General features: G+C 72.4%; 20 protein-coding genes and 1 pseudogene. 12 read left to right on the forward strand and 9 right to left on the reverse strand.

Annotated features, from left to right (window positions below):
* Positions 1–34 precede the first annotated feature (34 nt).
* A complete protein-coding gene (gene xylA / locus JHAT_RS21025) occupies positions 35–1,198 on the reverse strand; it encodes a xylose isomerase (RefSeq protein ID WP_077799792.1) in 1,164 nt (387 codons plus the stop codon).
* 197 nt (positions 1,199–1,395) lie between these two features.
* On the opposite strand from xylA, the gene xylB reads away from it, so the two are divergent.
* The 6 genes from xylB to JHAT_RS33970 all read left to right on the forward strand — a co-directional run bounded on the left by xylB (position 1,396) and on the right by JHAT_RS33970 (position 8,503).
* The gene (xylB, locus tag JHAT_RS21030) at positions 1,396–2,841 is read left to right on the forward strand and encodes a xylulokinase (RefSeq protein ID WP_077799793.1); all 1,446 of its coding nucleotides are present in this window, start codon (positions 1,396–1,398) and stop codon (positions 2,839–2,841) included.
* 144 nt (positions 2,842–2,985) lie between these two features.
* Positions 2,986–4,197 (forward strand): ROK family transcriptional regulator, encoded by a 1,212-nt coding sequence (locus JHAT_RS21035; RefSeq protein ID WP_077799794.1) that lies wholly within the window; start codon positions 2,986–2,988, stop codon positions 4,195–4,197.
* A gap of 395 nt (positions 4,198–4,592) precedes the next feature.
* Positions 4,593–5,201 (forward strand): N-acetylmuramoyl-L-alanine amidase, encoded by a 609-nt coding sequence (locus tag JHAT_RS21040; RefSeq protein ID WP_077799795.1) that lies wholly within the window; start codon positions 4,593–4,595, stop codon positions 5,199–5,201.
* A 108-nt stretch (positions 5,202–5,309) separates the two neighbouring features.
* The gene (locus JHAT_RS21045; RefSeq protein WP_077799796.1) at positions 5,310–6,569 is read left to right on the forward strand and encodes a helix-turn-helix domain-containing protein; all 1,260 of its coding nucleotides are present in this window, start codon (positions 5,310–5,312) and stop codon (positions 6,567–6,569) included.
* Between the two features lie 131 nt (positions 6,570–6,700).
* Positions 6,701–8,224 (forward strand): aldehyde dehydrogenase family protein, encoded by a 1,524-nt coding sequence (locus JHAT_RS21050; protein ID WP_077799797.1) that lies wholly within the window; start codon positions 6,701–6,703, stop codon positions 8,222–8,224.
* A 42-nt stretch (positions 8,225–8,266) separates the two neighbouring features.
* Complete coding sequence (locus JHAT_RS33970; RefSeq protein WP_107481976.1) at positions 8,267–8,503, forward strand: hypothetical protein; 237 nt, start codon at positions 8,267–8,269, stop codon at positions 8,501–8,503.
* On the opposite strand, the gene JHAT_RS21060 is transcribed toward JHAT_RS33970, so the two are convergent.
* The gene (locus JHAT_RS21060; protein ID WP_077799798.1) at positions 8,500–9,378 is read right to left on the reverse strand and encodes a GNAT family N-acetyltransferase; all 879 of its coding nucleotides are present in this window, start codon (positions 9,376–9,378) and stop codon (positions 8,500–8,502) included. The genes JHAT_RS33970 and JHAT_RS21060 overlap by 4 nt on opposite strands.
* 159 nt (positions 9,379–9,537) lie before the next feature.
* Positions 9,538–9,912: pseudogene (locus JHAT_RS21065) on the reverse strand (transposase); the annotation flags it as partial.
* Here JHAT_RS21065 and JHAT_RS35765 point away from each other — a divergent pair.
* The 3 genes from JHAT_RS35765 (at position 9,890) to JHAT_RS21075 (ending at position 12,528) form a co-directional block, all read left to right on the forward strand.
* Positions 9,890–10,012, forward strand: a complete 123-nt coding sequence (locus tag JHAT_RS35765) for a hypothetical protein (RefSeq protein ID WP_290439809.1) — start codon at positions 9,890–9,892, stop codon at positions 10,010–10,012. The pseudogene JHAT_RS21065 and the gene JHAT_RS35765 overlap by 23 nt on opposite strands.
* Before the next feature lie 202 nt (positions 10,013–10,214).
* Positions 10,215–11,021 carry a hypothetical protein gene (locus tag JHAT_RS21070; protein WP_171990992.1) on the forward strand — a complete coding sequence of 269 codons (807 nt, stop codon included), beginning with the start codon at positions 10,215–10,217 and terminating at the stop codon, positions 11,019–11,021.
* A 286-nt stretch (positions 11,022–11,307) separates the two neighbouring features.
* Positions 11,308–12,528 (forward strand): metallophosphoesterase, encoded by a 1,221-nt coding sequence (locus JHAT_RS21075; protein ID WP_077799799.1) that lies wholly within the window; start codon positions 11,308–11,310, stop codon positions 12,526–12,528.
* Positions 12,529–12,727: 199 nt separating this feature from the next.
* Here the strand turns inward: JHAT_RS21075 and JHAT_RS21080 are convergent, their stop codons facing one another.
* The gene (locus JHAT_RS21080) at positions 12,728–14,287 is read right to left on the reverse strand and encodes an APC family permease (protein WP_077799800.1); all 1,560 of its coding nucleotides are present in this window, start codon (positions 14,285–14,287) and stop codon (positions 12,728–12,730) included.
* A gap of 678 nt (positions 14,288–14,965) precedes the next feature.
* Between JHAT_RS21080 and JHAT_RS21090 the strand changes: the two genes are divergently transcribed.
* Positions 14,966–15,469: a MarR family winged helix-turn-helix transcriptional regulator gene (locus tag JHAT_RS21090; protein ID WP_077799801.1), complete on the forward strand. Its 504-nt coding sequence runs from the start codon at positions 14,966–14,968 to the stop codon at positions 15,467–15,469.
* Between the two features lie 56 nt (positions 15,470–15,525).
* Here the strand turns inward: JHAT_RS21090 and JHAT_RS21095 are convergent, their stop codons facing one another.
* From JHAT_RS21095 to JHAT_RS21110, 4 genes are all read right to left on the reverse strand, one after another.
* Entirely contained in the window at positions 15,526–15,969 is a 444-nt protein-coding gene (locus tag JHAT_RS21095; protein ID WP_077799802.1) for an ATP-binding protein, read from the reverse strand.
* On the reverse strand, positions 15,969–16,388 hold the full coding sequence (locus JHAT_RS21100; RefSeq protein WP_077799803.1) for an STAS domain-containing protein: 420 nt from the start codon (positions 16,386–16,388) through the stop codon (positions 15,969–15,971). The genes JHAT_RS21095 and JHAT_RS21100 overlap by 1 nt, the downstream gene beginning before the upstream one ends.
* Positions 16,385–17,281, reverse strand: coding sequence for an STAS domain-containing protein (locus JHAT_RS21105; RefSeq protein ID WP_077799804.1), 897 nt, complete (start codon positions 17,279–17,281; stop codon positions 16,385–16,387). The genes JHAT_RS21100 and JHAT_RS21105 overlap by 4 nt, the downstream gene beginning before the upstream one ends.
* A 128-nt stretch (positions 17,282–17,409) precedes the next feature.
* Positions 17,410–18,582 carry a PP2C family protein-serine/threonine phosphatase gene (locus tag JHAT_RS21110; protein WP_077799805.1) on the reverse strand — a complete coding sequence of 391 codons (1,173 nt, stop codon included), beginning with the start codon at positions 18,580–18,582 and terminating at the stop codon, positions 17,410–17,412.
* A 184-nt stretch (positions 18,583–18,766) separates the two neighbouring features.
* Between JHAT_RS21110 and JHAT_RS21115 the strand changes: the two genes are divergently transcribed.
* Together JHAT_RS21115 and JHAT_RS21120 are read left to right on the forward strand one after the other, a co-directional pair.
* Complete coding sequence (locus JHAT_RS21115) at positions 18,767–19,204, forward strand: MarR family winged helix-turn-helix transcriptional regulator (protein ID WP_077799806.1); 438 nt, start codon at positions 18,767–18,769, stop codon at positions 19,202–19,204.
* 343 nt (positions 19,205–19,547) lie between these two features.
* Positions 19,548–20,411: an LppX_LprAFG lipoprotein gene (locus JHAT_RS21120; protein WP_077799807.1), complete on the forward strand. Its 864-nt coding sequence runs from the start codon at positions 19,548–19,550 to the stop codon at positions 20,409–20,411.
* Between the two features lie 39 nt (positions 20,412–20,450).
* Here the strand turns inward: JHAT_RS21120 and JHAT_RS21125 are convergent, their stop codons facing one another.
* Positions 20,451–20,981, reverse strand: coding sequence for an SRPBCC family protein (locus tag JHAT_RS21125; RefSeq protein WP_077799808.1), 531 nt, complete (start codon positions 20,979–20,981; stop codon positions 20,451–20,453).
* Position 20,982 lies beyond the last annotated feature (1 nt).

The raw sequence follows: 20,982 nt of genomic DNA on the forward strand, positions 1-20,982 counted from the left end.
CGGGGCGAGCGCCGAAGCGGTCTTCCGGGAGTGCTCAGCGGGCGCCGAGGAGGTGGTCCATGGCGAGCTGGTCGAGCTGCTCGAAGGCCATGCCGCGGGCGGCGGCGGCGTCGACGTCGAAGGTGTCGAAGGCCGTGGCGTCCTCGAGGAGGCCCTTGAGCCCGTCGGGGGCGGTGGGCTGGGCGAGCTCGTCCAGGCGGGCCGCGGCGAGGGCCTCCTGCACGGCCGGGTCGGCGCGGAAGGCGGCGGCCCGGTCCTTGAGGATGAGGTAGTTGCGCATGCAGCCGGCGGCCGACGCCCACACCCCGTCGAAGTCCTCGGTGCGCGGCGGCTTGAAGTCGAAGTGCCGCGGCCCCGCGTACCCGGCCCGCTCCAGCAGGTCGACGAGCCAGAACGCGGCGCGCAGGTCACCGGCGCCGAAACGGAGGTCCTGGTCGTACTTGATGCCGGACTGGCCGTTGAGGTCGATGTGGAACAGCTTGCCCGCCCACAGGGCCTGCGCGATGCCGTGCGGGAAGTTCAGGCCGGCCATCTGCTCGTGCCCGACCTCGGGGTTGACGCCGTACAGCTCGGGGCGCTCCAGCCGCTCGATGAAGGCCAGGGCGTGTCCCACCGTGGGCAGCAGGATGTCGCCGCGCGGCTCGTTCGGCTTCGGCTCGATCGCGAACTTGATGTCGTAGCCCTGCTCGGTGACGTACTCGCCCAGCAGGTCGAAGGCCTCCTTCATCCGGTCGAGCGCGTCCCGCACGTCCTTGGCGGCCCCGGACTCCGCGCCCTCGCGGCCGCCCCAGGCGACGTACACCTGCGCGCCGAGTTCCACCGCGAGGTCGATGTTGCGGATCGTCTTGCGCAGCGCGTACCGGCGCACGTCACGGTCGTTCGCGGTGAAGGCGCCGTCCTTGAACACCGGATGGGTGAACAGGTTCGTCGTCGCCATCGGCACCTTCATACCGGTCGCGTCCAGCGCCTGCCGGAACCGCTTGACCGTGGCCTGCCGCTCCGTGTCGCTCGAGCCGAACGGGATGAGGTCGTCGTCGTGGAACGTGACGCCGTACGCGCCCAGCTCGGCCAGTCGCTGCACCGACTCGACGGGGTCCAGTGCCGGACGGGTGGCCTCCCCGAACGGGTCCCGGCCCTGCCAGCCGACCGTCCACAGACCGAACGTGAACTTGTCCTCGGGAGTGGGCTGGTAGTTCATTTCACGGCTCCTTGCTCGCTGGCGACTATTTCGTCATGGCGATTTACAAATTAGTATGCACACGCGATCCCGGGAAGGGAACACGGTGTCCCCGATCGATCGTGTCGGGCCCCCAGCGGCCCGGCTCCTCCGCAGAACCCCAGCTCAGACCTGTCTGAGCCACAGAGCCGCACAGCCCCGGAAGAGGGAGTAGCCCGATGTCAGCAGCCGAGGGTCCGCTCGTCGTCGGCGTGGACACGTCCACCCAGTCCACCAAGGCGCTGGTCGTCGACACGGCCACCGGCCGGGTCGTCGCAAGCGGCCAGGCACCCCACACGGTGTCCTCCGGCGCCGGCCGCGAGAGCGACCCGCGGCAGTGGTGGGACGCCTTGTGCACGGCCCTGGACCAGTGCGGCGACGCGGCCCGCGAGGCCGCCGCCGTGTCGATCGGCGGGCAGCAGCACGGCCTCGTCACACTGGACGCCGCGGGTGACCCGGTGCGCCCGGCCCTGCTCTGGAACGACGTGCGCTCGGCACCGCAGGCCCGCCGCCTGATCGAGGAACTGGGCGGGGCCAAGGCCTGGGCGGAGCGTACGGGCAGCGTGCCCAGCGCCTCCTTCACCGTCACCAAGTGGGCCTGGCTCGCAGAAAACGAGCCGGAGGCGGTCCGCGCCGTCAAGGCCGTACGCCTCCCCCACGACTACCTCACCGAGCGGCTCACCGGTGAGGGGACCACCGACCGCGGTGACGCGTCCGGCACCGGCTGGTGGGCGTCCGGGACGGAGTCGTACGACGAGGAGACCCTCGCGCGCGTGGGGCTCGATCCGGCGCTGCTGCCCCGGATCGTCCGGCCCGGCGAGCCGGCCGGCACCGTGCGCGGCAGCCACGGCCTGCCGCTCGCCGAGGGCACCCTGGTCGCCGGCGGCACCGGCGACAACGCCGCCGCCGCGCTGGGCCTCGGGGTGCGCCCCGGTGTGCCGGTGATGAGCCTCGGCACCTCCGGCACGGTGTACGCCGTCTCACAGCGGCGGCCCTCCGATCCGACCGGCACCGTGGCGGGCTTCGCCGACGCGCGCGGCGACTGGCTGCCGCTGGCCTGCACGCTGAACTGCACGCTCGCCGTCGACCGCGTGGCAGCCCTGCTCGGCCTGGACCGGGAGGCCGTCGAACCCGGCACGGACGTCACCCTCCTGCCCTACCTGGACGGCGAACGCACCCCGAACCTGCCGCATTCCTCCGGCCTGCTGTACGGGCTGCGCCACGACACGACCGCCGGCCAGCTGCTCCAGGCCGCGTACGACGGCGCCGTCCACTCGCTGCTCGGCGCGCTCGACCTGGTCCTCGACGCGGACGCGGACCCCTCCGCACCGCTGCTGCTGATCGGCGGCGGCGCGCGGGGGACGGCGTGGCAGCAGACCGTGCGCCGCCTCTCGGGGCGTCCCGTCCAGATACCCGAGGCCAGGGAACTGGTGGCGCTCGGCGCCGCGGCGCAGGCGGCCGGCCTGCTCACCGGGGAGGATCCGGCGGCGGTCGCCCGGCGCTGGGACACGGCCGCCGGACCGGTGCTCGATGCCGTGGAGCGGGACGAGGCGACACTGGCCAGGATCGCCAAGGTAGTCTCCGACTCGGCGCCGCTCCTGGAGCGGGACGGGGGCACCCGCTGACGACGTGCTCGCGCGGGCGCTCCGCCGGGCACCGGCCGGGGCGCCCACCGCTCGTCCGCGGACGAGCGCGCGGCCGGGGGCGGTCCGCACCGTCCGAACGACCGACGAGCACCGCATACGTACCGACCGAGGATTGACGGAGGCATGACCGCACCCCCGCACGAAGCGCGTCCGGCCCGGCCCGGGCGTGCGCTGCCGGACACCCAGCAGGGCATGCGCCGTCGCAACCTCTCCCGGGTGATGCACACCGTCAGCGCCGAGGGACCGCTGTCCCGGGCGGCCGTCGCCTCCCGGATCGGGCTGACGCGCGCGGCCGTGTCGTCCCTCGTGGACGAGCTCATCCGCTCGGGCCTGCTGGAGGAGCTGGGGCCCGAACGTCCCGGACGGGTGGGCCGGCCCGGTTCGGCGCTCGCCGTCAGCGCGAAGGGCCCGGCCGGGATCGGCGCGGAGGTCGGCGTCGACCACCTCGCGGTCTGCGCGGTCGACCTGCGCGGCCGGATACGGGCGCGGGCCGTGCGGTACGGCAGCAATCGCGGCCGCTCGCTGGAGCCGGTGACCGAGCAGCTCACCGGCCTGGTGCGGACGGTCGTCGCGGAGGCGGAGGTGGAGGGCCTGTGGCCGGCCGGGCTGGCCGTGGCCGTGCCGGGTCTGGTGGCACGGGACGGACGGACCGTCGTACGCGCCCCGAACCTCGACTGGCACGACGCCGACCTCGGCGCACTGCTGCCCTCCGACGTCCCGTTGGCCGTGGACAACGAGGCCAACTTCGGCGCGCTCGCCGAGCTCTGGCTCGGCGACGGCACCCCCCGGGACTTCCTGCACGTCTCCGCCGAGATCGGCATCGGTGCGGCCGTCGTCGTCGACGGCCGCCTGCTGCGCGGGACCCGGGGCTTCGCGGGCGAGCTGGGACACGTGCCGGTGCATCCGGACGGGCCGGAATGCCCCTGCGGGGGGCGTGGCTGCCTGGAGCAGTACGCCGGTGAGAAGGCGGTGCTGCGCGCGGCCGGTGCGGAACCGGTCGAGGACCGGGTCGGACTGCTCGCGGGGCGCGCCGCCGAGGGCGACGAGGCCGTACGGCGCGCCCTGCGCGAGGCGGGGACCGCACTCGGCATCGCGCTGACCGGGGCGGTCAACCTGCTGGATCCCGAGAGCGTGGTGCTGGGCGGGGCGCTGGCCGGACTCGCGCCCTGGTTGCTGCCGTCCCTGCGGGACGAGCTGGCCCGGCGCACGGCCGGCCCCGCCTGTCCCGTGTCCGTGTCGGAGCTCGGCCCGCAGGGACCGCTGCTCGGCGCGGCGCACTCGGTGATCCGGGGCGTCCTGGACGATCCGGCGTCCGCGGTGGCCGAGCGGGTCTGAGACCGGGCGGGCTGCCGCGGCAGGTGGCGGGGATCGGCAGAAGCCGGAAAGCAGCAGAAGCCGCAGAGCGGCAGGAGCCGGGGAGCAGCACCCGGAGTCCCACGGCGCTCACTCGATCGAGTGAGCGCCGTATCCACAACATCGCGGTCGTCCACCGAACCGCGACGCGTACTTATGCCCAACCCGGGTCGCTCGTACGGTGGTTCACGCGAAGCCCTTCGTGACCGCGGCACAAGGGCACCGCGCCCCCCTGTCCGCTCCTCGGCGTTCGGCCCCGCTCCTCGCAACCAAGCCGTCGCCCCACCGTTGGCCACCGTGCGCGACACGGCACCGCTCCGTGGAACCGCGCACCCCACCCGCGCACCACCCCCCCCACCCACGAAAGGCGGTCCTCCGTGGAAACGGAAAGGGCAACACCTTCTCCGACCAGGCGGCGACTCCTGCAGGGCGCCGCGCTCGCCACCGTCTCCTCCCCACTGCTGTCCGGCACACGAGCCGCCGCGCGGCCCCGTGCCGCCGCCGACTACCCGCCCGTCGAGTGGCAGCCGGCGAACACGTCCAACTACAGCCGGTCGGACCGCCCCCGCACCTACCCCCTCGACCACGTGGTCGTCCACGTCACGCAGGAGACGTACGCCGACACGCTCTCCATCTTCCGCGATCCGGGCAGGCAGGTGTCCGCCCACTACGTCGTCCGCTCCGCCGACGGACACGTCGCGCAGTGCGTCCTCGAGTCCGACATCGCCTGGCACGCCGGCAACTGGGACTACAACACCCGCAGCATCGGCATCGAGCACGAGGGCTGGGTGGACCGGTCGGAGTACTTCACCGACGCCCTGTACGAGCAGTCGGCGCGGCTCACCGCGGCGATCTGCGCCAGGTACGGCATCCCCAGGGACCGCGCGCACATCATCGGGCACCACGAGGTACCGGGCAGCGACCACACGGATCCGGGGCCCCTGTGGGACTGGGTTCGGTACATCAGACTGGTCAACTTCGCCTGACGCGCGGCGGACGGCCACGTTCGGGTGATCGGGCCGGTCGAAGTGGTTGTCCGAGCCCACCCGCGGAGTGACGATGTCCCCGTCGTATCGCTCTCCGGGGAGGCCGAGTTGACCGATTCGTGGCTGGCTCTGGAACCCGGGGCCGATCCCGTCGAGCGCGCGCGGACGTTGCGGCGCGCGCACGAGACGTTCACCGAGGCGGGCACGGTGCCGCGGCCCGTGCGCGCCGTGGTGGCGGAGTCGTGGCGGCGGTCCGTCCGGGCGGGTGTCGGCCCGGACGGCACCGCGAGCGTGGAACTCGTGGACGGTGACCTCGGCGCCTACCGCGCCGAGCATCCGCTGGCACGGGTGATGCCGCTGTTCCGTGAACTCCTGGGCGCGTTCGCGGCCGACGGCGAGCATCTGCTGGCGGTGTGCGACGCGCACGGCAGGCTGCTGTGGGTCGAGGGACATCCGGTCACCCGGCGGCGGGCGGGGCGGATGAACTTCGTGCCCGGCGCCCGGTGGGCGGAGTCCGCGGTGGGGACGAACGCGCCGGGCACGGCGGTGGCCCTCGGCCGACCGGTGCAGGTCTTCGCGGCCGAGCACTTCATCCGGCGGGTCCAGCCGTGGACGTGCGCGGCGGCTCCGGTGCACGATCCGCGTACCGGGCGGGTGCTGGGCGCCGTGGACATCACGGGCGGGGACGGGCTGGCGCATCCGCACAGCCTGGGCTTCGTCCAGGCGGTGGCCCGGGCCGCGGAGTCCCAGCTGGCGCTGCTCACGCCGGAGCGGCCCGCTACCGGCACGGCCGAGCTGACCGCGCTGGGCCGCGACGAGGCACTGCTGAGCCACGGCGGCGGCAGGATCCGGCTCAGCCGGCGGCACAGCGAGATCGTGGTGCTGCTGGCACACCACCCGGAGGGCCTGACCGGTGACGAACTGCTGTGCGCGCTGTACGAGGACGAGACGGTGCCCCCGGTGACCCTGCGAGCCGAACTGGCGCGCCTGCGCGGGGTGCTGGGACCGGACGTGCTGGCCTCCCGCCCGTACCGGCTCACGCTGCCCGTCGAGTCCGACGCCGCCGTGGTCGAGCGTCGCCTGCGGGCGGGTGGCGTGACGGCGGCCGCGGCGGCGTACGCCGGTCCCCTCCTGCCCGGTTCCCGGGCCCCGGCGGTGGCACGGCACCGCCGCCGGCTCGCCGACGACCTGCGCGCCGCGTTGATCGCCGGCCGTGATCCCGACCTCCTGGCCGACTGGGCGCACGCACCGTGGGGCGAGGACGACCTGGACGTCTGGCGTGCGCTGGCCTCCGTCCGGCCCACCGCCGCGGTGCTGTCACGACTCGCCGCGCTGGAGTCCGAGCTCGCGGCGCCACGCGCGTGGTGACGGCCCACCGGTGAGCGGCGGGCACCGGCCCGGGGCCGCCGCCCGCGCAACGTCCCCGCAACCTCGCGCTCCCTAGCCTCCCGGAGAGCTGCCCGACGACGGGCAGCGCACGATGAGGGAGGCAGACCAGGATGACCCGTTACGCGGCGCCCGGCACCGAGGGCGCGATCGTCTCCTACGAGTCGCGCTACGACCACTTCATCGGCGGCGAGTACGTACCACCGGTGCGCGGACAGTACTTCGAGAACCCGTCCCCGGTGAACGGGCAGCCGTTCACGGAGATCGCGCGCGGTACGGCGGAGGATGTCGAGCGGGCGCTCGACGCGGCGCACGGTGCCGCTCCGGTCTGGGGCCGCACATCCGTCACCGAGCGTTCCGGCATCCTGTTGAGGATCGCGGACCGCATGGAGGCGAACCTGGAACGCCTGGCGGTCGCCGAGAGCTGGGAGAACGGCAAGCCGGTGCGCGAGACGCTGGCGGCCGACATCCCGCTCGCCATCGACCACTTCCGTTACTTCGCGGGCGTGATCCGCGCCCAGGAGGGCTCGATCGGCGAGGTCGACGACGACACCGTCGCGTACCACTTCCACGAGCCGCTGGGCGTGGTCGCGCAGATCATCCCGTGGAACTTCCCGATCCTGATGGCGACCTGGAAGCTCGCCCCCGCTCTCGCCGCCGGCAACGCGGTGGTCCTGAAGCCCGCCGAACAGACCCCGGCCTCGATCCACTTCTGGCTGAGCCTGGTCGCGGACCTGCTGCCGCCGGGTGTCGTGAACGTCGTCAACGGCTTCGGGGTGGAGGCGGGCAAGCCGCTCGCGTCGAGCCCGCGGGTGGCGAAGGTGGCGTTCACCGGGGAGACCACCACCGGGCGGCTGATCATGCAGTACGCCTCGGAGAACATCAAACCGGTCACGCTGGAACTCGGCGGCAAGTCGCCGAACATCTTCTTCGACGACGTCTGGGCGCGGGACGACGACTTCCGCGACAAGGCGCTCGAGGGCTTCACGATGTTCGCGCTCAACCAGGGCGAGGTGTGCACCTGTCCGTCCCGGGCGCTGGTCCAGCGCGGCCACTACGCGGAGTTCATGGAAGCCGCGGTCGCCCGCACCGAGCTGATCACCCCGGGCCACCCGCTGGACACCGACACGATGATCGGCGCCCAGGCGTCCAACGACCAGTTGGAGAAGATCCTCTCCTACCTGGACATCGGCCGGCAGGAGGGCGCCAAGGTCCTCACCGGGGGCGGACGCCTCGAGCACGAGGGCGAGCTGAAGGGCGGCTACTACGTCCAGCCCACGATCTTCGAGGGCCACAACCGCATGCGGATCTTCCAGGAGGAGATCTTCGGCCCGGTCGTGTCGGTCACGGCCTTCGACGACTTCGACGACGCGATCAAGACCGCCAACGACACGCTGTACGGCCTCGGCGCCGGGGTGTGGACCCGCGACATGAACACCGCGTACCGCGCGGGCCGCGCGATCCAGGCGGGCCGCGTCTGGACGAACTGCTACCACGCCTACCCGGCGCACGCCGCGTTCGGCGGCTACAAGCAGTCGGGGATCGGCCGGGAGAACCACCGGATGATGCTGGAGCACTACCAGCAGACGAAGAATCTGCTGGTGTCGTACTCGCCGAAGAAGCTGGGCTTCTTCTAGACGCAGGAGGAAGGGCGCCTGACCTGGGCTTTCACCCGTCAGGTGCCCTTCACCCACCTCACCTTGGTCGACGCGCTGCCACTCGCTCGTGGGCTGCTCGACAAGACTCCCGCCGTCGCGGGCCGGGTCGGCCGCCCCCGGCGACGCCCCGACGCACTGCCGGCCGACCGCGGCTACGACCACGACACGTACCGCCGCCTGCTCCGGCAGCGAGGGATCCACCCCGTGATCGCGAAGGGAGGCGAGCCGCACGGCACCGGCCCGTCCGCTCTCTGCTAAAGGTCGAGCTGATGCTGGTGTGTCGTGTGCGTGGGTGTGTAGCCGAGGCTGTCGTTGATCTGTCTCATGTGCGTGTTGCTGTCGGCGGTGTCGGTCAGGAGGCCACCGAGGCCCGGATAGTCCCTATGGGCCTGTCGGATCGACTCGGCCTTCATCCATCGGCCGAGGCCGTGTCCACGGTGCTCGGGCAGCACACCGGTGCCGTAGTGCTGGCCGTCACCTGCGCCGTTGCCGGGGACGACGAGTTCGGTGAACCCGGCGATCGAGCCGTTGGAGGCGTCGATGGCGACGACGGTGTGCAGGTGGTCGCCGCGCTGTTCGACGGCCTTCGCCGCGGCCCGCACACGGTCCACGTCCCAGGTCACGGTGCCGTAGTCGGTGTCGTCCATGGGCATGTCGTCCATGGCGCGGCGTGAGGCGGCGAACGTCTGGGCGAGGTCGTCGGGGACGGTTCCCTGCCATGACATCAGCCGGTAGCCGGGATACGGACGCTCGATGATCTCGGCGAGGGCGGCAGTGTCCACGTCAGCCAGTGGCAAGCGGGTGAACCTCAAGGTGAGGACCTTCCGGAAACCGCGCGCTGTCAGGAAGCGGTCGCCGGGCGATCCGGCTTCTGCCTGCGCGACAACGCAGCGTCGGGCGTTGTCCCGGGCGGTGGCCACGGCGGTGTCGAGGAGCCGGGAGCCGACACCCTTGCGGCGCTCCGCGGGATGAACACGGAGGTCGAGCTCGGCCAGGTGCTCCTGTCCGCCGCCGAACAGGTGCAGAAAGGCCGTCCCGACAGGGATGGAATCCGCGTCCGACGCCAACCAGGCAAGACGCCGGCTGTGCGGCCCGTGAGCGGGGTCGGTCAGTGGGGTGATGCGAAGGGACAAGGTGTCTCCGTCGTGAGGAGGTGTCAAAGGCCAGTACGCGAGCTCGACTCCCGGGCACTCCTGCGCATGTGCTCCACACCTCCTCGTCGACAGCGCCGGCCTGCACCGGGGCAGGCGGCTGGGTGAACCTAGCTGGCCGATCGACTCCTGGGCAACGGGTTAACGAAAAGGCCGTGCGCGTGTGTGGTACAGCCACTCGTTGACGGCCGCGACGAGGACGGTCGCCTCATGGCGGACCGCGAGCTTGTCGTACCTCGTGGCCACAGCGCGACGCCTTTCGAGTCGATTGGTGCCACGTTCGACCGCGTGCCGAGCCTTGTGGTCCTCGGCGTCGAACTTGGGCGGCCGGCCGCCGTGAGCGCCGGCTCTCTTGCGGTTGCGGGCCTGGTCGGCCTTGCCCGGGATGGCGCGGCGGATGCCACGTCGGCGCAGGTAGGCACGGTTTCTGCGGGAGACGTACGCCTCGTCGGCCCGCACGCGATCGGGGCGGACGCGTGGCCGGCCCGGTCCGATGCGCGGCACACGAACCTTCTCCGGACACCGGGACGCGGGTCACGGAGCCGACGAGGACGCCGGTGACTTCATCGGCTGGATCGGCTGGATCGCCGAGACGTCCGGACACAAGGCATCGTGAGCGGCGGTCGGGCCCGGCGTCGAGGAGGCGTACGGCCGGGCGACGGGCCTGAAACCGGCAGGCAGGGCGGTCGGCGCGGTCCGCGCCCGGCCCGCCTGCGGCCGGCCATGCCGCCGCTCCCGGTGGCGCGACCACCCGGACCTGACGTGCACGCGTCGCTTTATAGTCACCTGGGGACACCATCACCAGGGGGAGCACGCACATGCGACGTACAAGAACACTGGTCACCGTCGCCGTGCTGAGCGCCATCGGCATGCTGCTGCTCGGTGCCTGCGGGACCCTGCGGGCCGGTTCCGGCGGGACGACCGCGACACCGACGGAGTCGGCGCGCTGGCAGACGTTCGCGCCGTTCCGGGTGACCGCTGCCCGGCTCGCCGACGACCGGCGCACCCTCAGCGTCGACGCCGAGGTGCCCGGCGACGGGAAGACGTGCGCGCGTGACCTGAAGGCGGTCGTCACGGACGCCTCGGAGCGCACCGTGTGGGTGCAGGTGACGTTCTCCGCCCTGACGGGCGGCGCCCCGCGCGCCGACTGCAGCAGGACCGCGACGGCCACGGCGCAGGTGCGGCTGCCGTCCCCGCTCGGCCACCGCGAACTGGCCATGGGCACCCACACCGTGTTCACCGCGGACGGCGCCCACCTGCCCGACCTGCGCCTGTGCGGCGAACTCGGCTGCCACCCCGCACCCACCGGCTGCACCCCCGCCTCCTACGACCAGGCGGTGATGGCCCTCGACGTACCGGAGCACACCATGCGCGGCGAGGAGCACTGCGACGGGAAGTGGCTGGTGTTCGACGTCTCCTCGCGCATGGGGCCGGCATGCCCCGAGGGCGCGGGTCCCGGCTGCGGGGCGAGCCGCGGTGACCGCTGGTTCTTCCGGGCCGAGAAGTCGGGCTGGGAGCCGGTCGCCCGCAGCACGAAGGGCGGATGCACCGACGTGCACCGCATCGAGCCCGACTTCCCCTCCGCCCTGTGCGCCGGTCTCCCCCCGCTCGAGCGGTCGGAGTAGGGTCTGCGCCGAAGCCGCAGGCAACGGCCGCCACCGGGCACGGTCGCCTCGGAGCGGACGACGGGCCCCGGTTCCGCGGGAGCACCCGGACCCCCGCGAACGGTTCGCAGGACAGTGGCTCGACGCGTACGGCCCTCTCTCACGGCATCCCTGGGCGGCCCGGATCCCGGCGAGCGGCGTGACCGATGTGGCCCCTGCCGTGAGCGCGGCGGACGGTGCCGTCGGGCCGGGGGCGACCGGATACAGTGCGCGAGACGGCAACCCGGCCAGGGAGGGGAACGGTCGCGTGACCGATACCAGCGAGACTCGGCCCGCCGCGGGCGAAACGCAGGCGCCGCGACAGAGCCGACTGCACCGTGTGATGCGCTATGTCCCCCTGATCGCGCCCGTCCTGCTGTGGGCCGTGCCCTGCTGGGTGCTTCTGTACGCCGGTCAGCACTGGCCGTTGCCCGTCACGCTCGCCGGTACCGCCCTGTTCGTCCTCGGCCTCCTCTGCATGCCGCTCGCGATGGTGCGCGGCCACGGCCGGCGCCAGCAGGACCGGGCGGCGATCATCGGTGACACGCTGCTGGGCTCCAGCTGGATCCTGTTCACCTGGTCCGTTCTGCTCGGCGTCCTGCTGCGGCTCGCCCTGACCGTGGCCGGTGCCGGCGACGGTCAGGACCGCGCCCGGACCGTCACCTGGGCCGTCCTCGGCACCACCGCCGTCCTGCTCGCCTGGGGGTACGCCGAGGCCCGCCGGGTGCCCCGTGTGCGCCGGCTCGACGTGCGGCTCCCGCGCCTGGGTGCCGGTCTGGACGGCCTCCGTGTCGTCCTCGTCACCGACACCCACTACGGTCCGCTCGATCGCGCCCGCTGGTCGGAGCGGGTGTGCGAGACGGTGAACACGCTGGAGGCCGACCTGGTCTGTCACACCGGCGACATCGCGGACGGCACGGCCGAGCGCCGCCGTCGTCAGGCCGTGCCCCTCGGTACCGTCCGGGCCACCCGGGCCCGGGTCTACGTCACCGGGAACCACGAGTACTACAGCGAGGCCGAGGGCTGGGTCGACCTGATGGACGAGCTGGGCTGGGAGCCGCTGCGCAACCGGCATCTGCTGCTCGAACGCGGGGGCGACACCCTCGTGGTGGCCGGTGTGGACGACGTCACCGCCGAGTCGTCCGGGCTGGCGGGCCACCGCGCCCACCTCGCCGGGGCCCTGGACGGTGCCGATCCCGACCTGCCCGTCCTGCTCCTGGCACATCAGCCCAAGTTCGTCGACCGCGCGGCGGCGGCCGGCGTCGACCTCCAGCTCTCCGGCCACACCCACGGCGGGCAGATCTGGCCGTTCCACCACCTGGTCCGTCTCGACCAGCCCGCTCTCTCCGGCCTCAGCCGCCACGGCGCCCGCACCCTCCTCTACACCAGCCGCGGCACCGGCTTCTGGGGTCCGCCGTTCCGCGTCTTCGCCCCCAGCGAGATCACCCTGCTCGTGCTCCGCTCCCCGGACCTGCCCACCGCGGCGTGACGGCACGTCAGGAACGGACGGTCCACGGACCGCCCGGCGCCGGGGCGGCGAGCACGGTGAGCGACTGCGGTGACTCGACCCGGTCCGGCAGCGCGTCGAGCTCCGACCATGCGAGCCGGACCCGTGTCCACGACTGTCGTGCCCTCCGGTGCGAGATGCCCGAGAGGGGCACCGTACCGGCCGCGACCGTGGCTCCGGCTCAGTCCTCGGCGACCAGGGCGGGCGTCGACTTCGTGAGCACCTCACCGCGGAAGAACGCGGGGCTCCGCCGGCGCATCACACTCATGATCACCACGCCGAGGACGAGCAGGCCCACGCCGATCACGAACACCGAGCCGACGCCGAACACGGACGACCCGCTCCCGTAGGCGGGGTCCCACATGTCGGCGAGCGTCTTGGCGAAGACCGCCGAGAGCAGCACTCCACCGAGGACGGGGAAGACTCCCTTGAACACGAGATCGCGTCCGGACCTCAGGAGATCGGCACGGAAGTACCAGGCGCAGGCGAAGGCCGTCAGCGCGTAGTAGAAGCAGATCATCAGGCCCAGCGCGTAGATCGTGTCGACCAGCACGTGCTCGCTGACCAGCGTCATCACCGTGTAGAAGACGCCGGTCGCGACGCCCGCGGTGACCGTGGCCCGGCCCGGGGTGCGATAGCGCGGGTGGACCTCGGCGTAGGAGACGGGCAGCGCCTCGTAGGTCGCCATGGCGAGGACCGTGCGGGCCACGGGGATGAACGTCGTCTGGAGGCTGGCCGCGGCCGACGCGAGGACCGCGACGAACAGCGCGACGCCCAGCACGGAACCCATGACGGGGCCGGCGAGGGCGGCGAAGACGTTGTCCGAGGTGTCGGGGTTCGCGAGGCCCAGGCCCCGGTCGCCGGAGCCCACGATCATCTGCGCCGCGACGCCCGTGGCCAGGTAGGAGCCGACGAGCACGACCATGGCGACGAGCGCCGCACGGCCCGGCGTGCTGCTGCTGCCGCTGGTCTCCTCGTTGGCGGTGAGACACGCGTCCCAGCCCCAGTACATGAAGATCGACAGTGACAGACCGGCCGTGAACGCGGCGAACGACTGGACGGCGAAGGGGTTCAGCCACGACCAGGAGAATTCGGCCGAGGTCGGGAAGTCGGCGCTTCCGGCCTTGGCGAAGGCCATGATCACGAAGACGGCCAGGACCAGCAGTTGCAGCGCCACCAGGGTGTACTGCAAGCCCTTGGTCGCCGTCATGCCGCGGTAGCTGATCACGGTGGCGACGGCGATGAGCGCCAGGCAGGTCACGATGTGCACGGCCTTGTTCCCGTCGAGCGCCGCCACCGGGTCGCTGCCGGTGATCTCGCCGGCGAGCAGCCAGAAGTAGGAGGTGGCGACGCCGGCCAGGTTCGACAGCACGATGATCGTGGCGATGACCAGGCCCCAGCCGCACATCCACCCCACGCGCGGACCGAACGCCTTGACCGTCCAGGTGAACGAGGTGCCGCAGTCGGGCATGGCCTTGTTCAGCTCGCGGTAGGCGAAGGCGACGAGCAGCATCGGCAGGAAGCCGGCGAGGAACACGGCGGGCATCTGCACGCCGACCTCGCCGGCGGTGGAGCCGAGCGTCGAGGTGAGGCAGTACACCGGGGCCACGGTGGAGACTCCGATGACCGCGCTGCCCAACAGGCCCACGGAATCGCCGCCCAGTCCCTTGCTGCGCATGCCGTCGGCAGGGGCCCCGTCGTCTTTGGCGGTGGCCGGAGAACGCGTGTCCAGCTGAGTCATGAACAAGACGTTAAATCCTGCGCATTTCGTGGTGCGGTCGCTCGAAGTGAGGTAACAGGCACACGAAGAGCCAGGGATTCACATAGAGAAACGATCAACTTCCCTCATTTTCGAAGGCTCATCCGACACCCAGAACACCCGTTCCAAAGAGTGAGTGGCAGGTGTCCGATATTCGGTAACCGCACCACTGTCCGATTTACGCCCCTCGAAGTCTTCCGTGCGATTCACGTCACACTCCGAGGCGGAGCACTCCTTCCGGGCCGGCCGCCGACCGCGGTGTCCGCCGACAGCGCCCCGGCGAGGTGGATCGGCGCCGCCGGCATCGGCACCCCGCCGCGGTCCGCGCGGCCCCCGGCCGGCCCGACCGGGCTCGGCGCCCCGGTCACGGGCGGGCCCGCCCACGGGAGTGCGGCCGCGCATCGTGCCGCTCGTGCTCGGCGCCGGCACGCGGCTGTTCGCGGGCGTCCCGCCGCCGGAACCGGAGCAGGCGGCGTCGCGACCGGCGAGCCTGGTCACTCGTGCGGCCCGCCGCGTACCGTGCTGAGCCGGAGGGCGCCGTCGTCCGGCCGCGTCACGCACTCGGCGGGGCCCGTGGTGCGTGCCCGGGGACTCTTCGGGTACCGCGTGGGGGTGAGGACGGTGTTCGTACCGGCAGGTGGTTGTTGAAGTGATGCGCTCGTGACGCGCCTCGGTGGCTCCGGGGAGGACTCGGCGATCGGACCGGCCGACGATCCCATGGCTCGCGCGCTGGAGATCGCCGATGCGGTGGAGTTCCTGACGCACCTGTGGACCGTGGCCGCTCAGGGAACGAGTCTGCGCCTGTCCGCGCACCAGCTGCGGGCCCTGCGCGTCCTGGAGGAGGAACCGGGGCTCAACCTCACCGCTCTGGCGGAGCGCATGGAGATGGGACCGCCGACCGCCAGCCGGCTGTGCGACAGGGTCGAGGCGGCCGGTCTCATGGAGCGGGTACTGCATCCACGCAAGCGGCGTGAGGTGCAACTGCGTCTCACCGGACACGGCCGGCAGATGCTGGACGAGGTCGCATCGCGCCGCGCACACGCGCTGGCCGCCGTGCTCACGGCCATGGACCCGCGCGCCCGTGAGTCGCTGCACCGCGGCATGCTCGGCCTCCTGGCCGCACGCGACCGCGGCGCTCCGGACGCGGACGCCTCCGGGCCCTGAGCGGCCCCGAGCGCGAAGAGGCCCTGACGCCCCTCACCGGGGTGTCCGGGACCCGCTCACGGTGTCTCCGTGCGGGCCGAGGGGAAGCCGGTGACCCAGTCGGTGATGGTGACGGTGGTGCCCCGGCCGGGGCGGCTGTCGAGGGTGAACTCCTGGACGAGTCGCCTGGCCCCGCTCAGCCCCAGTCCCAAGCCGCCGCCGGAGGTGTAGCCCTCGGTCATGGCCTGCTCGACGTCGCGGATGCCGGGGCCGGCGTCGACGAAGGACAGCCGCAGTCCGCGTCCGGCACCGTCCTCCAGCCGTGTCACCTCCAGGTGTCCGCCGCCGCCGTGCACGAGGGTGTTCCGGGCGAGCTCGCTGACCGCGGTCACCAGCTTCGTCTGCTGCACCAGGCCGTAACCGAGGCTCGCGGCGGCCTGGCGCACGTACTGACGCACCCGGCCCAGGTCCACGTCGGAGCCGATGGGCAGTCGGGTCGTCGAGGCGAGTGGGGCACGCATCACGCACCCTCTTCCGGGTGAGCGGGCGGGGCCGGCGAAGGGGACCGGTCCAGCAGGAACAGGGCCCTGTCGACGTCCAGGGCCGTCTCCAGGCCGGGGAGGACGAGGCCCAGCTCGACGAGGGTGACGGCCACGGCGGGGCGCATGCCGGCCAGGACGGTGCGCGTGGCCAGCAGGCCGGCGCTCGCCGCGATCTCGGCCAGGACACGGGCGAGGAAGGAGTCGACGATGTCCACTCCGGAGATGTCGATCACGACGCCGCCCACCGGCGCCGGGCCGGAGGCGATGCGCCGGGCGATGTCGTGCTGCAGCTGTTCGGCCGCGCTGTCGTGCGGTTCCCTCTGGAGCGTGACCAGCAGCACGTCTCCCAGGGTGAGCACCGGGACGGACGCCGAAGGCACGGCGAAGAGGTCGGTCACCGCGGGTCCGCTCCGGAAACCGGGCGCGAGGGGACGACGATGCCCTGCCGGTTGAGCGCGTAGGCCAGGGCGTCGGCCAGGGTGGCCCGCGTGACGACGGTGCCGAGGTCGATGCCGAGGTGGACGATGGTCTGGGCGATGGCGGGCCGGATCCCGGAGACGATGCACTCCGCGCCCATCAGACCGGCCGCGGCGACCGTCTTCATCAGGTGCTGGGCGACGAGCGAGTCGACGGTCGGCACACCGGTGATGTCGAGGATGGCGTACCGGGAGCGCTCGGCGACGATCGCTTCCAGCAGGTTCTCCATGACGACCTGGCTGCGGGCGCTGTCCAGCGTGCCGATCAGCGGCACGGCGACGATGCCCTCCCACAGCTTGATGACCGGGGTGGCGACCTCCAGCAGCTGCTCTCGCTGACGGGCGATCAGTTCCTCGCCCGCGCTGACCGTCGTCTGCACGACCACCAGGCGGAGCGTGCCCATCAGGACCGTCAGCGCCAGCATGCCCGCGTGCGCCCGCTCGCTCGACGGGTCCTCGTACTCGGCCCGCAGCAGCGCGCCGACCGGCTCGCGCAGGCCGGCGACCTCGTCGGCGATCTGTGACCGGCCGGCTCCGGCCCGGCTGCGGGATGCGGACATCCGGCCGAGTTGGTCCCGCACGGCGCCGAACCCGGGCGCCCCGGCGTCCTCCAGGCGCCCGGAGCGGGCCACGTCGGCCAGGGCGTCCACCACGGCCTTGCACGCCTCGACCGCTTCGTCCCTCGAGACGGTGAACACCGTGCGGAACAGCGCGGCGTCGGCCCATCGCTGGGCAATCTGTTCCCGGCGCCGTTCGAGAAAACCGGCCACGTCCCGCGCCACGTCGAGAGCCTTGTCGTGCTCCGCCATCTGCATCGTCTCCCTGCTGGGTCCCACGGCCGGCCGTACGGCGGGCCGTGCGGCAATTATTGCCTCATGGCAAATAACGGCGTGCCGGAGTGTGGCGGCCTACACGCGATCGTCACGTCCCGGCGACCCGGCCGTCAGCCGGCCGGCGGCCGTCCGTGCCAGTCCAGGCACACGACCAGCGCGTCGTCGTCCGGTACGGCCTCGCCGCGGTGGCCGGTCAGCTCCCGCAGGATCGCGCGCGGCACCTCCGCGGCGGGCAGCAGACGGGTCGAGTGGATGGCCCGCGCGAGGGCCGCGTCCCCGTACTCCTCCCCCTTGGGGGACGCCACCGCGTGCACGCCGTCACTGACGAAGACGAGCCGGTCACCGGGCTCGACGTCGAAGTCCTGCGCCACGTAGTCGGTCTCCTCGAACATGCCCAGCGGCAGCTGGGCGTCGAAGGAGACGCGCTCCACGGTGCCGCCCCGCAGTCGCAGCAGCTGCGGGGAGCCCGCGTCCACGACGCTCGCCCGGCCGGCGGCCAGGTCGAAGTCGAACATGAGGACCGACAGGTAGCAGCGTCCCCGGTAGTGGGCGTAGACGGCCTGATCGGCCAGGGCCGCCTGATCGGCGATGGAGATGCCGGCGCGCCGGGCGTTGCGCAGGGCGTTGATGGCCAGGTTCGTCAGCAGGGACGCCTCTATGCCCTCGCCCATGCCGTTGGTCACATACAGCATCAGGTGGTCGGCGGTGGCGGACCAGTCGAAGTTGTCGCCGAAGATGGCGTAGGCGGGCTCCAGCTGGGCCGCCAGCTCGTACTCGGGGCGGGAACAGGAGCGTCCGGGCAGCAGCTGCCACTGCATCTCTGCGGCCAGGGTCAGCCGGTCCTTGCGGCGCGCCTGCAGGTACAGGTCCGTGTCGCGTTCCGCCACCGCCACCTCGTGCCCCAGCACCTCGGCGATCTCGGCGAGTTCGGACTCCCACCGCCGCGCGGCACCGGCCTCGGGCAGGGTGAGGGACAGCACGCCCAACCGGTCGCCGCGCACGCTGACCGGCAGGTGCAGGCGTGCCCGACCGTCCCGGGTCTCCTCGCAGTACGGCTCCTGCGAGCCGAAGGCCCGGCCCGCCGGGCTGTTGTGCACCGACACCGGCTCCAGGATGTGCGGCAGTACGGAGACCGGCTGCAGCACGGTCAGGCCGTAGTCGGCCATGAAGAGCTCGACGTCCTCCGCGCCGTACTGGTCGACCAGTACGGCACGGATGGCGTCGAGCAACTCGTGGGGAGCCGCTGTGCGCAGAGCACGTTCAGCGGCCACAAATCTGTTCATGACGGTAGATACACCAATCTTTCGCCGGACGACGGACGCGCTCCGCTCACGGAGCCACGTCGGTCGCTCCGAGTCATCTGTGACCAGCGCGTGCGCCTAGTACGCTGGCAGGCACCCCAGTGCCTGCGAGAGTGTGATCGTGACTGCCTTCCGCCGCCGCCCGGAGTCCGACGAGGTCGCTCGTGTGACCACCACGGCCGCCGAGCTGCTGGAAGTCGTGTGGGGCCGGGCTTCCACGGCGCCCACCTCCGCGTCCCAGCTGCGCGTGCTGCATATCCTCGAGCACCACGACGGCATCAACCTGCGCACCCTCGCCGAGTCCCTCGCCTCCACGCCACCGTCCACCAGCAGGCTGTGCGACCGGCTGCACGCGGCGGGACTCGTCGAGCGGGTGGCGAGCCCGGAGGACCGGCGCGAGGTGCGGCTGCACCTCAGCGGCCGGGGCCGCGCGTTCCTCGCCGACCTGCGCGCCCGCAGGGAGAGGGAGTTGCGCAAGGTGCTGGCGGACATGCCCGCCGGCAAGCGGGTCGCCCTGCTGGAGGGGCTGGAGGCGTTCTGCGCCGCCGCGGCCGCGCAGACACACGAGGACGGCGTCTCGGACTCCGGCAGCCGGACCGCCTGAACCGCCGTTCGCGGCACCGGGGTCACCGCCACCCTCGGGCGATCGTGACCAGCACACGGAGCGGTCTCCGTCCACCGGAGCATTCCTGATCCTTCCCCGCGGTCCGACACGGCCACTCTGTTGCCTTACGGCCACTGTTGTCAAACGGCAACTATGCTGCTCGGCAACCCTTTCCGTGGCTCGATTACCCCCTGAAGCGGTTTTTCTGCACCGATTGTGCGGAGATATCGAAAACGAGCCAACCTCTGTCCCCCGGGCGTGTTCGTGATCGCGGCGGGCACTCGCGGCGGCAGCCGACGACATTTCCGGCACGGTCGGCCACCGTGAGGAGAGAGGAACACGCATGGGCAGCAAGGGGATGAAGGCGGGCGCGATCGCGACGGCCGTCGTCATGGGGGGCGTCGCCTTGACGGGCTGCGGGGGCGACAGCGAACCGGAGGCCGGCGGGACCACCGCCGCGGCGAGCGCGAGCAGCTCCGCCGGAGCCAGGGAGCAGGGCACCACGGCCGTCCGCGACGCCTACGACAGGACGGCCGAGGCCGAGACGGCGAAGCTGACGATCAAGGTGAAGGCCGACGCGAACGGCAGGTCGGTCACCGCCGACGGCCGGGGCGCCCTCGACCTGGCCGAGGGCGACAGCACCATGACCATCACCGCCGAGGGCCGGAGCGTCGAGCAGCGCGTGGTCGACCAGGTCCTCTACCAGAAGGTCCCCGGCCAGGAAGCCGGCGGCAAGCCCTGGACCAGGATCGACCTGAAGCGGGTGGCCGGTCAGCAGGGCGTGGACCCGCAGCAGATCGGCGACCCCGCCCAGTCCGCCGCCTACGCCAGGGCGATCACCGACAAGGACGTCTCCGAGGTCGGCACCGAGAAGATCGACGGCGTCGACACCACCCACTACAAGGTCTCGATCGACGTCGCGAAGCTTCCCGGCGGCGCCCGGCTCGGCAAGCAGATCGGCCCGACGCTGCCCATGCGGATCTGGCTCGACGACGAGGGCCGCATCCGTCGTCAGCAGATCGACATGACGCTCGAGGCGCCCGCCTCCGCCCGGCCGGAGGGCGGTGCCGCGCCCCAGCGGGTGAAGGTCAGCACGCTGATGGAGTTCTCCGACTTCGGCACGGAGGTCGACGCCGAGGCCCCGCCGGCCGGCCAGGTGACCGACGTGACGGACCGGGTGGCGCAGGGCGGCCGGACGCGGACCTGAGCGTTCGGGGAGGCCGGGGCCGACTGCTGCGAGCTCCTGTCAACCGGCCCGCTCCGCCAGTTCCTTGATGCCGCGCAGCGTGCCCTCCATCCCGGCGCGGAGCTCCTCCAGGCGGAGGGCGATGATCTCCTCCTTCCGGTCCGGTCGGCGCTCGACGGCGAGCGTGACGCCGTTGCGTCCCGGCCCGAGGACGGCTGTCTGACTCAGCCGGGTGCCGTCGCCGTCGGCGCCGAGTTCGTAGCACCAGGAGGCCAGCGCCTTGGCGGGGTCGCGTGCCGGTTCCCCGAAGCGGCCGTCCTCGTCCAGGACGGCCCAGGCGAACACCCGGTGCTCCTCCAGCCTCACCACCTGGGAGACGGTGCGCCACCGCCCCAGCAGACGGTGGCTGTTGTGTCCCTCGAAGCGCGCGCCGACCGCGGGACGCGGCGCGCCGTCGAGCCAGGCCACCCGCTGGAGCTCCGGGCTGAGCCGGGCCGGCAGGTGGATGTCGGTCACCAGGTCCCAGACGCGCGGCACGGCCGCCCGGACCCTCGTCTCGCACCGCACCCGTGGAAGCTCCGCAGAACCCATG

Origin of the sequence: Streptomyces sp. JHA26 (genome assembly GCF_002005565.1) — a bacterium.
Taxonomy (GTDB): Bacteria; Actinomycetota; Actinomycetes; order Streptomycetales; family Streptomycetaceae; genus Streptomyces.

What these genes read in the sequence shown, in the direction of transcription:
- JHAT_RS35765 (WP_290439809.1), top strand. Translation starts at nt 9,890, where the DNA reads ATGCGCGGCACACGAACCTTCTCCGGACACCGGGACGCGGGTCACGGA.
- JHAT_RS21120 (WP_077799807.1), top strand. Translation starts at nt 19,548, where the DNA reads ATGGGCAGCAAGGGGATGAAGGCGGGCGCGATCGCGACGGCCGTCGTC.
- JHAT_RS21125 (WP_077799808.1), bottom strand. Translation starts at nt 20,981, where the DNA reads ATGGGTTCTGCGGAGCTTCCACGGGTGCGGTGCGAGACGAGGGTCCGG.
- JHAT_RS21080 (WP_077799800.1), bottom strand. Translation starts at nt 14,287, where the DNA reads ATGACTCAGCTGGACACGCGTTCTCCGGCCACCGCCAAAGACGACGGG.
- JHAT_RS21070 (WP_171990992.1), top strand. Translation starts at nt 10,215, where the DNA reads ATGCGACGTACAAGAACACTGGTCACCGTCGCCGTGCTGAGCGCCATC.
- xylA (WP_077799792.1), bottom strand. Translation starts at nt 1,198, where the DNA reads ATGAACTACCAGCCCACTCCCGAGGACAAGTTCACGTTCGGTCTGTGG.
- JHAT_RS21050 (WP_077799797.1), top strand. Translation starts at nt 6,701, where the DNA reads ATGACCCGTTACGCGGCGCCCGGCACCGAGGGCGCGATCGTCTCCTAC.
- JHAT_RS21110 (WP_077799805.1), bottom strand. Translation starts at nt 18,582, where the DNA reads ATGAACAGATTTGTGGCCGCTGAACGTGCTCTGCGCACAGCGGCTCCC.
- JHAT_RS21035 (WP_077799794.1), top strand. Translation starts at nt 2,986, where the DNA reads ATGACCGCACCCCCGCACGAAGCGCGTCCGGCCCGGCCCGGGCGTGCG.
- xylB (WP_077799793.1), top strand. Translation starts at nt 1,396, where the DNA reads ATGTCAGCAGCCGAGGGTCCGCTCGTCGTCGGCGTGGACACGTCCACC.
- JHAT_RS21095 (WP_077799802.1), bottom strand. Translation starts at nt 15,969, where the DNA reads ATGCGTGCCCCACTCGCCTCGACGACCCGACTGCCCATCGGCTCCGAC.
- JHAT_RS21105 (WP_077799804.1), bottom strand. Translation starts at nt 17,281, where the DNA reads ATGCAGATGGCGGAGCACGACAAGGCTCTCGACGTGGCGCGGGACGTG.